Consider the following 12,767-nt stretch of genomic DNA (forward strand, 5'->3'; position numbering starts at 1 on the left):
CGGACATCACCCGGCCGTCCGCGAGCGTGGCGGCGGCGCTAATGAAGGATCCGGGTTAGGTAGCTGACGTCGGCGGCGAACCGGTCGCGGGTGTCGTTGTTCGGTAGGCACTCTTGCGCCGCGATCAGGCCCTCGTAGCCTCCGACGCTCGATCTATGGCGGTGTTCGATCGTGCGTATATTTTATGTGATTATTGGGCGTGCGGCGAGAAAGGTGAACGATGAGACGTGTCGGAGTCGACATCGGCGGGACGTTTACTGACCTGGTGCTGTACGACACTGAGGCGAAGCAACTGACCTTGCACAAGGTTCTGACGACCCCCGCGAATCCGGCTGAGGCTGTGCTGTTGGGTGTTGTGGAACTGCTCACGAAGGCGGACGTGGCAGCCGCCGACGTTGAGGACGTCACATACGGGACAACTGTCGCGACGAACGCCGTCCTCGAGCGGAAGGGACCACTCACCGCCCTGCTCACGACCGAGGGCTTCCGCGACATCTTGCTGATCCAGCGTCAGGCGCGCTATGACCTCTTCGACCTCTTTATCGACAAGCCGAAGCCGCTGCTCGAGCGCCGTGAGATCCACGAGGTGCGCGAGCGGCTCGACGCCGCGGGCGAGACGCTCGTCGACCTCGACGAGGACGGGCTGCGCGAGCTGATCACCGGCCTGAAAGAACAGGGTGTGAGCGCGGTCGCAATCTCTTTCCTGCATGCCTACCGTAACGGCAGCCACGAGCGCCGCGCTGCCGAGCTCGTGCGCGCGCTGTATCCCGAGTGTCACGTCTCGCTCAGCAGCGAGGTGGCGCCAATGTTGGGCGAGTACGAGCGCACGAACACCACCGTCACGGACGCCTACGTCAAGCCCCTCACGGCGGAGCACCTGCGCGAACTCGAGGACGGGTTCGCCGGCATCGGCATCACCGCGCCGCTCGCCGTGATGCTCTCCGACGCCGGCGTCGCCTCGGTCGAGCGCGCGACTGCTATCCCGGTGCGGATCATCGAGAGCGGCCCCGCTGCGGGCGCACAGATCGCCGCCTTCGTCGGCGCCTCGGTCGGCGCCGACCGCGTCATCGCTTTCGACATGGGCGGCACGACGGCGAAGGTCGCACTCATCGAGAACGGCCGACCTAGGCTCTCCGACGAGCTCGAGGTCGACCGCCTCCGCTACATACCTGGCAGCGGGCTCCCGCTGCGGATTCCGTCGGTGGACATGATCGAGATCGGCTCGGGCGGCGGCAGCATCGCCTCGGTCGAGCACTCGCGCCTGAAGGTCGGACCGGAGAGCGCGGGTGCCGCGCCGGGACCCGTCTCGTATGGCGGCGGCGGCACGAGCCCTACCGTCACCGACGCGGACCTCGTGCTCGAGTACCTGAACCCGGACTTCTTCCTCGGCGGGCGCATGCAGCTCGACATTGAGGCTGCGCGCGAGGCGATCGCAAGCGGTGTCGCCGAGCCGCTCGGCCTCTCGCTCCTCGATGCCGCGCGCGGCATCTATGAGGTCATCAACGCCGGCATGGAGCAGGCGATACGGGCGGGAACGGTGCAGCGGGGCCGCGACCCCCGCGACTACGTCATGGTCGCGACCGGCGGCGCCGGGCCGGTGCATGCGGCTGCGCTCGCGCGTGCGCTCGGCGTCCCCACCGTGGTCTTCCCACCTGCCTCCGGCGTCGCATCCGCACTCGGCCTCCTCGCAGCCGAGCCACGCGCTAGCTACGCGCGCAGCGGCCTGACGCGCCTCGGCGACGGCTTCACAGGCGAGGCGCAACGGCGCTTCAAAGCGCTCGCTGCGGAGGCGACACAAGACTTTGCGCGTGAGATCGGCGAAGGGCGGACGCTTCGGCTCCGTCGCAGCGTCAGTCTCCGCTATGTCGGCCAGGGCTACGACATCACGATCGATGTGGACGGCGACGGCGGCGACCTGGTCGACGCCGACGCGGTTCTCGAGGCGTTCCATCTCGCCTACGAAAAGCTCTACGATCGGAGCGAGCGCGGGGAGCCGGTGGAGGCAACGACGTGGCGACTTAACGCGACGGTCGAGACCCCGGTGCTCGAATTGGCCGGCCGCGGCGACCTGTCGAGTGGCGACGAAGGTCACAGCACACGAAACATCTGGGACCCTGCCCTCGGTGACGGTGTACGCGCGGCCACGTGGCGGTACGACGCGTTGCCTGCGGGAGCCACGATCGACGGCCCGGCCGTGATCGAGCAGAGCGAGTCGACGGCGGTGATCTTCACGGGAGATCGGGCCGTCGTCGACGAGGCGGGGAACATAGTGGTGTCGATCGCCGGATCGGAACAGGGTGTGCAGGCATGAGCACGACCGGGACGCGCGTCGATCCAATCACACTGACCGTTGTCTGGGATGGGCTGCGCGGGCTCTGTGCGGACATCGGCCTGGCGCTCCAACGGACGGCCTATTCGGAGATCGTGCGGGAGGCGGGCGACTGCTCGGCGGCCGTCTTCGACAGGACCGGGCGGATGATCGCCCAGGGGGTTTATTCGCCCGGCCACCTCGGGCCGATGGCGACGATCGTGCAGAGCATGCTGGAGGTTATCCCGGTGGATTCCCTCGAGCGAGGCGACGCGATGATCACGAACGACATCTACATCGGTGCCGGCCAGCTACCGGACGCGTTCACGGTATCGCCCGTCTTCTCCGGTGACGAGCTCGTCGGTTTCGTCGGAACCTCCGTCCACCTCATGGACGTCGGCGGCGCCTCCCCGGGGTCGCAGGCCGTGGTGGGCATCTACGACAACTACCAAGAGGGCTTGCGCATACCGCCGCTCCGGCACTTCCGCCGTGGCGAGCCCATGCAGGAGGTCATCGAGCTCATCGCGTACAACGTCCGCTTCCCGGACAAGGTCATGGGCGACCTCCGCGCGATGCTGAATGCGAACAACTTCGGCGCCCGCCGGGTAATCGAGCTGTTCGAGAAGTACGGCACAGAGACAATGGAGACGGTGTACGAGCAGATTCTCGACGCGTCCGAGGCACGCACTCGGGAAGCGATCGCCGCTGTGCCGGACGGCGTCTACTCGTACGAGCTCGACCTCGACGATTACGGTCCAGGTACACCACCGATCCACCTCGCGGTGGATATCACAATCGACGGCTCCGACGTGACTATCGATTGGTCGCGCAGCGACGACCAGGTGCCGGCGGGAATGAACAGCGCGCGCACCTACTCGTTCGCGTACTCATTCTTCACGCTCAAGTGCCTGCTCTCCCCCGAGGTTCCCCAGAACGAGGGCTGCACGCGCCCCTTCAACTTCGTCGCGCGTGAGGGCTCGTTCATGAACCCCCGCCCGCCGGCTCCCGGCGGAGGCCGCGCCATCACCATCCACCGCCACTTCGAGACGGTGCTCGGCGCGATGTCGAAGGTACTGCCGGAGCGAACGCAGGGCGCGTCCTCGCAGTGGTGCAACACGGTCGTCGGCGGCGACGGCCCTAACGGGAAGCCGTACCTCCTCTGGGACATTCTGCTCGGCGGGTTCGCCGGCAGGTCGAACAAGGACGGTGCCGAGGCGCTCTGCTCGGTTCTGAATTCACGGAACATCCCCGTTGAGGCGACGGAGCTCGGCGCGCCGGTCCGGATCGAGCGGCTGGAGTTCGTCCCCGACACCGGCGGCGCCGGCACGCACCGGGGTGCCTGTGCGATCCGCAAGGACGTGAAGCTGCTCGGATCGAACAACCGCGCCACGCCGATCACCGACCGCCATTTCTTCCCGCCGCACGGCGTGCTCGGCGGCAAGGAGGGGACCTGCGGAGCCATCATCCGTGATCCGGGCGGTGCGAACGAGCCGCTGCACTCGAAGGGCGTCCACCTTGTCGGCCAAGGGGAGGTCATCCGCTTCCAGGTCAGCGGCGCGGGCGGGTACGGTCCGCCTCACGAGCGGGATCCCGAGTCAGTTCGCCACGACGTGATGGAGGGCTACGTCACACGGGAGCGGGCGCTCAAAGACTATGGCGTCGCGCTCACGGACTCGCTGGAGGTGGACGGAGCCGCCACAGCCGAGGCGCGCGAGCGACGGAAGGCCGCGGCGTGCTGACCGCACAGCGGCTCTACAACCGGGCGCTCCGCGCGACGCCCGGTCGTATCGCTGTGATTGAGGGCGATCGTCGGCTCACCTACGCCGAGCTCGACGAGCGGAGCGCGCGGCTTGGCAACGTCCTGCTTGAGCACGGCGCGGGACTCGAGCGGCCGGGCGCGGCGCTGCTCTCGAACCGCCTCGAGTTCGTCGAGTTCGATGTCGCGTGCTCCCGCGCGGGTATCACGCGCATCGGCATCAGCGACCGCCTGAGCGGAGACGAGTGCCGCTACATCCTCGAGCACTCGCGGGCGGCGGTGCTCGTCACGACACCCGAGCTCCTCGAGCGCGTAGGCGCCGTGCCGGACTCGGTGGAGTCGCTGGTGCTCGTCGACGGTGACGAGGGCAATTGCGACCGGCCGATGCTGGCGTACGAGACGGCTCTGACCGCCGCCGCGCCGGTGCTCGACGTTCCGGCCGTCGCGCCCGAGGCGCCCAACTACATCCTTTACACGAGCGGGACGACCGGGAGACCGAAGGGCGCCACCCACTCGAACGGCGGCCGCGTGGCCTCCACAGTCAACATGCTCGCATCCGAGCTGCGGCTCGACGAGACGAGCGTGATGGTGCACGTGGGGCCGCTCACGCACGGAAGCGGCTCGAAGCTCATGGCCGTGCTGGCGGCCGGCGGCGCCAACGCCATCTTGCGCAAGTTTGACCCCAACGCGTTCGCCGAGCTCGTTGAGCGGGAGGGCGGAACGCACACATTCATGGTTCCGACAATGCTTCAGCGCCTACTTGAGGCCACTCCACACGTCGTCCGCGCCGTCGCCTCGATGCGGCAGATCTCTTTCGGCGGCTCGCCGATCTCACCGATGCTTTTCGCGCGCGCGATCGAGGGCTTCGGCCCGATCCTCACGCAGGTGTACGGCTCCAGTGAGGCGCCGCACCCGGTGACGCTGCTGCGGCCGTCCGACTATGGTGCCGGCGACGACGAGCGCGTGCTCGCGAGCGCTGGCCGCGTCGCGCACGGAGTCGACGTCATGGTCGTGGACGACGAAGGTGCCGAGCTTCCGGCTGGTGAGGTCGGCGAGCTGCTGATCCGCGGCAGTAACCTCATGCAGGGCTACTGGCTCGACGAAGGCGCGACCGCCGAGGTGATCGTAGACGGCTGGTACCGGAGCGGCGACCTTGCGAGCGCCGACCCAGACGGGCTCGTAAGCTTCCGTGACCGCAAGCGCGACTTGATCATCTCGGGCGGACTCAACGTCTACCCATCGGAGGTCGAGCGTGTCCTCGCCGAGCATCCCGGCGTGCGTGAGGTCGCCGTGCTCGGGTACCCCGACGACGAGTGGGGCGAATCCGTGCTCGCGTATGTCGTTCCCGTCGACGGCTGGGACGCGTCCGCAGACGAGCTGATCAGCTGGAGTCGCGACCGGCTCGCCAGCTACAAGAAACCTCGCCGGATCGAGTTCCTCGACCGGCTGCCCGTCGGCTCATCGAACAAAGTGCTGAAGAAGGAGCTGCGCGAGGCGCTCTGGGCGGGGCGCAACCGCCACGTGAACTCGCCGTGAAGTTCGGCTACATCATCGGCCAGGAGGTTCAACCCGGCGACGATCCGGCGGCGATCGTCCGCGAGGCGCTTGCCGAGGCGCGGGCGGCGGCGGACGCAGGCTTCGACGGCGTCTTCGTGACCGAGCACCACGGGCGCGACCTACGCTACCTGCCCGGATCGATCCCGCTGATGTTTATGCTCGCCGAGGCTGTCCCCGGTCTCGGCGTGGGCGGCGCGGTGCTGCTGCTCTCGCTCGCGCAGCCGACCCGCGTCGCGGAGGAGCTGGCGCTGCTTGACCACCTCACGGGTGGTCGCGTCATCCTCGGCGCCGGCGCCGGGTACCTCAAAGCGGACTTCGACGCATTCGGGATCGAGCAGAAGGGCGCCGGCCGACGGCTCGACGAGGCGCTCGAGGTGATCACGCGCCTGTGGCGCGAGCCGTCGGTGGACTTCGACGGACGGACGGTAACCCTGCGTGGCGCCTCGATTCATCCTCAACCGCTCCAGCTGAACGGGCCACCGATCTGGATCGGCGGGCGCAGCGAGCGCAGCGTCGAGCGTGCCGCCGCCGTCGGCGACGCCTGGGTGCTTGACGCCACGCCGCGGCGGTCGCTCTTCGTCCCGTGGCATGAGCGCTACCTCGAGCACGTCGAGCGCTTCGGGAAGACGCCGCAAACAGCGATCCTCCGCGATGCCTGGGTGTCGCTCGGCGACGCGCTCGACCAGGAGTACCGTGCGGCCGCCCTCGACGCACACCGCCAAAAGATCCGGCTCGGCGTCTACGCAGTGGACACACGCATCGACGGTCGCGACGCCGAGTCGGTCGAGTTCGACGAGCTAGCCGAGGAGCGTTGGCTCACGGGCGACCCGGACGAGATCGCCGCCGAGCTCGACGCTTGGGAGGCGGAGCTCGGCATCGGCTACGTCCTAATCCGTATCCGCACATCCGGGCGACCGTCGCATGTTGCCGCACTCGAGCAGCTGCGCGCCTTCGGCGAGACCGTGATCGGGCCCAGGCGAGCCCGTCTGTCAACCTCGTCCACCGGGAGGGTTTCGTGACGTTCGTGAGCTTCGACGACTACTACGACCGCTACCAGAACATCCGCATGGAGCGCCGCGACGACGGCGTCCTGCTCGTCACCTTCCACACGGAGGGTGGGCCGCTCCGCTGGGGGCACATCGGCGGCGCCCACGCCGAGTTCGCGTCAGCCTTCACGGACGTCGCGCGCGACCCGGAGAATAAGCTGGTGATCATGACCGGCACGGGCGACGCCTGGTCAGGCCCGGTCGCGTCGCCCGGAACTTTCCCGCGGTCGACGCCTATGGGATGGGACATCATCCTCCGCAACGGGATGATGCTGACGCAGAGCCTGCTGAACATCGACGCTCCGGTTATCAGCTGCGTGAACGGACCTGCCCTCCGGCACCCCGAGATCCCGCTCCTCGCCGACATCGTGCTGGCGGCTCCCGAAGCCTCCTTCCAGGACTCGGCCCACTTCGTCAACCGCACGATGCCTGGCGACGGCGTGAACTTCATCTTCCCGCTCCTGATGGGACTTAACAGGGGTCGATACTTCCTGCTCACCGGTCAGACCGTGGGGGCGGTGGAGGCCAAGGAGCTCGGGATGGTGAACGAGATTCTCCCGCGCGCGCAGCTGCTACCGCGCGCCTGGGAGCTTGCCGACCAGCTGATGAGGCAGAACCCGCTCGTGCTCCGCTACACGCGCCTGATGTTCACGCAGCCGCTGAAGAAGATGGCCCTCGACCTGCTCGGCTTGGGACTTGCCCTCGAGGGCCTCGCCGCGGTGCACGAGTCATCGGGCGAGGTGCCGAACGGTTTCCGGTGGGACTGAGTCCTCGTTTCACTTCGAGTACTTCATCGGCCAAGATGTGCCGCACGCGGGGAACCCGGCACTAACGGTGCGCGAGGCGATCGCGGAGGCGAACCGAGGCGGGGGGCTTCCATGGCGTCTTCGCCAGCGAGCACCACGGTGTCGCCAAGGGCTACCTCGGTAGCACGTCGGCTGAGTAATGGCCCCGACACCGGTCCTGCTCATGCAGCTGGCGGCGCACGAGACGTCGTCGGTGGACGTGGGCGCTGCGATCATGCCGCTCTCGCTCGCGCAGCCGACGCGCGTCGCGTGGCAGATGCGCTCGTCGACAACCTCTCCTGCGGCCGAGTTGCGCTGGGGTGGCGCGGGGGTACTGACGAGGCGGGCATCCGCCGGACGATCGCGGCCTACCCGGAGCTCGTCGACGACGGACGGTTCGAGGAAGTCGGGCGGCTGTACGCGCCCGACGGGCTGCTTGCTCCCAGGGCCGGCCCCGGACGAGATCGGCGCCTTTCTCGCCGCCCTCCCTCGATGAGGTGAAGCACCTGAACGGTGCCTCGCCGATCGAGGTCCGTGGCGACGGCGCAGTCGCCGCGACGGACTGGCCTACGTGTCTCGTCCGGCGCGTCCCGCCTGATCGCCGGCGGCCGGTGCCACGACCGGCTCGTCCGACTCGACGGCCGCTGGCTCTTCGCCGAGCGGCGCAACGTTCGGCGGACGGAAGGTTAGCCGGCCCGAAGGTGCTGCTCGTAAAAACCGCGGATGTGTCGCTCGATCAGCGTCGCCGCCTTGACGTCACGGCCGGAACGGAAGGCGGCCACGATCGCTGCGTGCTCGGCGACCAGCCGCGCGTGGGTCGCCTCCCAGTTGCCGGCGGCGACAATCGCATCGAGCATCACCTGCGCCACGGCGCCGCGGACGCCCTCGAGCACGAGCGTTGCGAACTCGTTGCCAGCGCCGCGGACGAGCCGAAAGTGGAAGTCGGCGTCCAGCTCATGGAAGCGCACTGGGTCGAGATCCGGTTCCCGCATCTGCTCGACGACCGCTTCGAGGTCCGCGACGATCTCCGTCTTGCCGCTGCGTGCGACGGTCGCCGCCGCCGATGTCTCCAGTGTGGCGCGGAAGTCGATCAGGCTCGCGAGGCTGATGTGGCGGAGTGCGAAAAGCAGCCCGAAGAGGCGGGGCAGGGCATTCGCCGGCTCCTCGAGAAAGGTCGCGCCGTGCTCGGCGCCCGGGCGAACGCGCACAAGACCGAGTCCTTCGAGCACGCGGAGCGCCTCGCGCACGGAGGTTCGCGATACGCCGAGGCTCTCCGCCAGGTCGCGTTCCGAAGGGAGCCTATCGCCCGCGCCGATGTGACCGGACTCGATCGCAGCCTCGAGCTGGGCGAGGATTTCTTCGAACGCCCGGCGGCGCTCGAGCGGCTTGAGTGTAGGGATTTGAGACATTGGTCCAATAATTATCTTATAGTTCCGGGATGAGCGACGTCGAGCGGTGGGAGCGGGAGACGGTCGCGCCGTTTCTTGACCGGGTCGAGGAGCGCCGGCAAGAGTTCACCACGCGGTCGGGACGGGTCGTTCGGCGCCTCTACACCGCCGCCGACGTGCTGCGGCGGGACGACGGCGAGGGGTTCCCGGGCGAGTTCCCTTTCCTGCGTGGGCCGTACCCGACGATGTACAGGGCGCGGCCATGGACCATGCGTCAGATTGCCGGCTATGGCGGACCCGAGGACACGAACGATCGCCTCCGGTACCTGATCGCGCAGGGCCAGACCGGCATCTCGATCGACTTCGACATGCCGACGCTGATGGGCTTCGACTCGGACCACGAGGACGCGTCTGGCGAGGTCGGGCGGGAGGGCGTCGCAATCGATCATGTCGACGATCTCCATGCGTTGCTCGACAGCATCGACCTCGGCGCGATCAGCGTCTCGATGACCATCAACCCCACGGCGTGGGTGCTGCTAGCGATGCACGTGGTCGTCGCGGAGGAGCGCGGCGTGCCGCTCGACGGTCTCGCAGGGACGACACAGGCCGACATCGTCAAGGAGTTCGTCGCCCAGAAGGAGTGGGTCTATCCGGTCGCGCCGTCGATGCGGCTTGTACGAGACATGATCGTGTTCTCCGCGGAGCGGCTTCCGCGCTGGAACGCTGTGAACATCAGCGGGTACCACATTCGGGAGGCGGGGGCGACGGCGTCGCAGGAAGTCGCCTTTACGCTCGCAGCCGGCATTGCGTACTCGGAGGACGTGGTCGCGAGCGGCCTTCCCTTTGACGACTTTGCCCCGCGGCTCTCGTTTTACTTCGTCGCCGACAGCGAGTTTCTCGAGGAGGTGGCGAAGTTCCGCGCCGCGCGCCGGCTCTGGGCGCGAATCGCGCGCGACCGGTTCGGGGCCGAGAACCCGGAGTCGATGCGGCTGCGCTTCCACTGCCAGACGGCCGGCTCCGCGCTAACCGCTCGGCAGCCGCTAAATAACATCGTGCGCGCGTCGCTCCAGGCGCTCGCGGCCGTCTTCGGCGGTGCTCAGTCCCTGCATGTGAGTGGTATGGATGAGGCTCTCGCGATTCCGTCCGAGCTCGCGATGAAGGTCGCGCTGCGGACGCAGCAGATCATTCTCGAGGAGTCCGGCGTCTCGTCCACGATCGATCCGCTCGGCGGTTCTTACGCTGTCGAAGCGTTGACCAATGAGATCGAGCAAGAGGCCGCGGAGTACCTCGAGGAGATCGACGCCCGGGGCGGCACGGTTGAGTGCGTTGAGTCGGGCTTCTTCCAACAGGAGATCGCCGACGCCGCATACCGCAGCCAGCTCGAGAAGGAGTCGGGCGAACGGGTTGTCGTCGGGGTCAACGCCTACCGCGAGCAGCAGGATGGCGCTTTGCCCTTCGAGATCCACCGCATCGACCCGAAGACGGAGGCCCGCAAGGTTGCGGCCTTGCGCGAGTTCAGGGCGCGGCGCGACCAGGCGCGGGTCGATTCAGCGCTCGAGGAACTCGGCCGCGTTGCGGCTACTGACGAGAACGTGATGTTGCCGACGATCGAGGCCGTTCGAGCGCGTGCCACGGGCGGGGAGATCGTCGACACGCTGCGCGCGCCGTTTGGCACCTACGTCGAGACTGTGGTTTTTTGATGACGGATACGCCGATCCGCGTTCTGGTGGGCAAGGTCGGGCTTGACGGCCACGATCGAGGAGTGAAGGTCGTGGCCCGTGCCCTTCGCGACGCTGGCATGGAGATCATCTACACGGGGCTCCACCGGAAAGCGACCGAGGTCGTGCACGTCGCGGTTCAGGAGGACGTGGATGTCATCGGCATCAGCGTCCTCTCGGGTGCCCACATGACGATCTTCCCGCAGATACTCGACCTGCTTCGGGAGCACGACGCCGATGACGTCCTACTGATCGGCGGGGGTACGATCCTGCAGGAGGACGTCGAGGAGCTCGAGCGGCTTGGCGTCGCAAGGGTGTTCGGCGTTGACACGCCGCTAGGCGAGATCATCGAGTTCATCAGGGCCAACGCGGGCCGGCGCATGTGAGCGGGCGGTATCTCGCGCCGGAGGAGACGATGGACCCGGCACTGCGCGACGAGCTGGTTCTCGCGAAGCTCCGGCGACAGGTGGAGTACGTGTGGGAACGATCGCCGTTCTACCGGCGGCTGTGGGGCGACGCTGGTGTGAATCCGGAGATGCTGCAGACGCTGGCTGACCTGCGCCGCTTCCCGCTGGTCACAAAGGACGCGATTCGCCGCGATCAGGCCGAGACGCCGCCGTTCGGCTCGAACCTCTGCTGCGACCCCGCCGACGTCTCGCGCATCCACGGCACGTCCGGCACCACGGGCCGGCCGGTGCTGTTCGCCGTCTCACGGGAGGACTGGATCCGGATCGGCGCCACTCACGGGCGGATCATGTGGAGCTTCGGGATCCGCCCCGGCGATTCGGTCTTCCTCGCTTCGTACTTCAGTCTCTACATGGGCAGCTGGGGCGCGCTTGCGGGTGCCGAGGCGCTTGGCGCAACGGTCTTTCCGTATGGTGCCGGCGTCCCCGGCCAGACTGAGCGCGCACTCGTGTACCTGGAGTTTGTCAGGCCGACCGTTTTCTACGGCACGCCGTCGTACGCGCTGCATCTGGCCAATGTCGCGGAGGCGCACGACGTCGACCCACGGCAACTCGGCTTTAGGATCATGTTCTTCTCCGGAGAAGCCGGGGCTGGTATCGCAACGACTAAGGCGCGCATCGAGTCCACGTTCGGCGCCCTCTGCGTCGACACAGGCTCGATGGCCGAGATGACGCCGTGGATGACGAACGCCGAGTGCGACGAGCGCACTGGCATGCATCTGTGGGACGACATCGTTTACACCGAGATCGTTGACCGCGAAACGCTGGAGCCGATCGGTGGCGATGGCGAAGGTGTGCCGGTGTACACGCACCTCGAGCGATCGTCGCAGCCAATGATCCGCCTCCTCTCGGGCGATCTGACTCGCGTGACAAGCGAGCCGTGCCCCTGCGGCCGCACGTACCGCCGGCTGCCAGAAGGGATCTATGGCCGGATCGACGACATGCTCGTGCTCCGCGGAGCGAACGTCTACCCGCACGTAATTGAGAATGTCCTGCGCGGCGTTCCTGGGCTCGGGTCTGAATACCGACTGATCGTGGAGAGGCCCGACGAGCTCGACCTGCTTACGATCGAGTGCGAGGCACCCGATGCGGGCGTAGCCTCGGCTGTGGCCGAGCGCGTTCAGCGCGCGATCGGCTTGCGGGCGGCGGTAACCATCCACCCCGTTGGAACGCTACCGACCACCGAGTTCAAGGCGCGCCGCGTGATAGATCGCCGCGCCGCGGAGCCTGCGGGCGCGTGACGGTGCACCAGGCGAACGGCCGCCCATGGAGGGCGCGGCCTGAGTCAAAGTCCTTCGAGCTGGGCGACAGCGCGCCGTCGCGCAGACGATCGCCCTTGTGGACAACGACGAAGTACAGAACGTGACGGCCAGCGAGGGCATCCAAGGAATGAATCTCGAATCCCCCGCCCTCAAGGGCGGCCTCGACCTCGATGATCCTACTGCCGAGGGAAAGCCGGCCGCTCTTCGGCCGCGACCTCCTGCAGCTCCTCGGCAAGCTGGGTACGGCTTAGACGATCGGCGCGACCACCCTGACGGACGTCCGACGTAGTGTTGCCGGGTCGCTTCGACAAAGCGATGCGGATTGCCAAGCCACATCGAACTAGTGTCCTGAGTCAGAGATTCGCCGACAATATGCTGCGAGGCTATCGAGGATCTCGTCGGCGCTCTTGTGCCAGACGAACGGTTTTGGGTCGTCGTTCCAGTTTGTGATCCAGGTGCGGATCGAGGCGACGAGCTCGTTGA

At 67.5% G+C, this 12,767-nt stretch carries 11 protein-coding genes; 9 read left to right on the forward strand and 2 right to left on the reverse strand.

All coding sequences use genetic code 11. From position 1 onward, the window contains the following. Window positions 1-220 precede the first annotated feature (220 nt). From WEB06_00790 to WEB06_00815, 6 genes are all read left to right on the forward strand, one after another. Window positions 221-2,311 carry a hydantoinase/oxoprolinase family protein gene (locus tag WEB06_00790; GenBank protein MEX2554151.1) on the forward strand — a complete coding sequence of 697 codons (2,091 nt, stop codon included), beginning with the start codon at window positions 221-223 and terminating at the stop codon, window positions 2,309-2,311. After that, complete coding sequence (locus WEB06_00795; protein ID MEX2554152.1) at window positions 2,308-4,047, forward strand: hydantoinase B/oxoprolinase family protein; 1,740 nt, start codon at window positions 2,308-2,310, stop codon at window positions 4,045-4,047. Before WEB06_00790 ends, WEB06_00795 begins: the two co-directional genes overlap by 4 nt. Then, window positions 4,041-5,600, forward strand: a complete 1,560-nt coding sequence (locus WEB06_00800) for an AMP-binding protein (protein ID MEX2554153.1) — start codon at window positions 4,041-4,043, stop codon at window positions 5,598-5,600. The genes WEB06_00795 and WEB06_00800 overlap by 7 nt, the downstream gene beginning before the upstream one ends. Beyond that, window positions 5,597-6,640, forward strand: coding sequence for an LLM class flavin-dependent oxidoreductase (locus WEB06_00805; GenBank protein MEX2554154.1), 1,044 nt, complete (start codon window positions 5,597-5,599; stop codon window positions 6,638-6,640). Before WEB06_00800 ends, WEB06_00805 begins: the two co-directional genes overlap by 4 nt. Continuing rightward, window positions 6,637-7,434 (forward strand): enoyl-CoA hydratase/isomerase family protein, encoded by a 798-nt coding sequence (locus tag WEB06_00810; GenBank protein ID MEX2554155.1) that lies wholly within the window; start codon window positions 6,637-6,639, stop codon window positions 7,432-7,434. Before WEB06_00805 ends, WEB06_00810 begins: the two co-directional genes overlap by 4 nt. Window positions 7,435-7,722: 288 nt before the next feature. Further along, on the forward strand, window positions 7,723-7,953 hold the full coding sequence (locus WEB06_00815) for a nuclear transport factor 2 family protein (GenBank protein MEX2554156.1): 231 nt from the start codon (window positions 7,723-7,725) through the stop codon (window positions 7,951-7,953). A 185-nt stretch (window positions 7,954-8,138) separates the two neighbouring features. Here the strand turns inward: WEB06_00815 and WEB06_00820 are convergent, their stop codons facing one another. After that, window positions 8,139-8,861, reverse strand: coding sequence for an FCD domain-containing protein (locus tag WEB06_00820; protein ID MEX2554157.1), 723 nt, complete (start codon window positions 8,859-8,861; stop codon window positions 8,139-8,141). A 29-nt stretch (window positions 8,862-8,890) separates the two neighbouring features. Here WEB06_00820 and WEB06_00825 point away from each other — a divergent pair, with 29 nt between their 5' ends. The 3 genes from WEB06_00825 to WEB06_00835 are packed head-to-tail and all read left to right on the forward strand — an operon-like array spanning window position 8,891 to window position 12,263. Continuing rightward, entirely contained in the window at window positions 8,891-10,540 is a 1,650-nt protein-coding gene (locus tag WEB06_00825; protein ID MEX2554158.1) for a methylmalonyl-CoA mutase family protein, read from the forward strand. Then, complete coding sequence (locus WEB06_00830) at window positions 10,540-10,944, forward strand: cobalamin B12-binding domain-containing protein (GenBank protein MEX2554159.1); 405 nt, start codon at window positions 10,540-10,542, stop codon at window positions 10,942-10,944. The genes WEB06_00825 and WEB06_00830 overlap by 1 nt, the downstream gene beginning before the upstream one ends. After that, the gene (locus WEB06_00835; protein ID MEX2554160.1) at window positions 10,941-12,263 is read left to right on the forward strand and encodes an AMP-binding protein; all 1,323 of its coding nucleotides are present in this window, start codon (window positions 10,941-10,943) and stop codon (window positions 12,261-12,263) included. Before WEB06_00830 ends, WEB06_00835 begins: the two co-directional genes overlap by 4 nt. Before the next feature lie 361 nt (window positions 12,264-12,624). Here WEB06_00835 and WEB06_00840 read toward each other — a convergent pair. Then, a partial coding sequence (locus WEB06_00840; protein MEX2554161.1) for an IS630 family transposase occupies window positions 12,625-12,767 on the reverse strand: 143 nt, incomplete at its 5' end.

It is taken from the genome of Actinomycetota bacterium, from assembly GCA_040905475.1.
In the GTDB taxonomy this organism is placed as follows: Bacteria; Actinomycetota; AC-67; order AC-67; family AC-67; genus DATFGK01.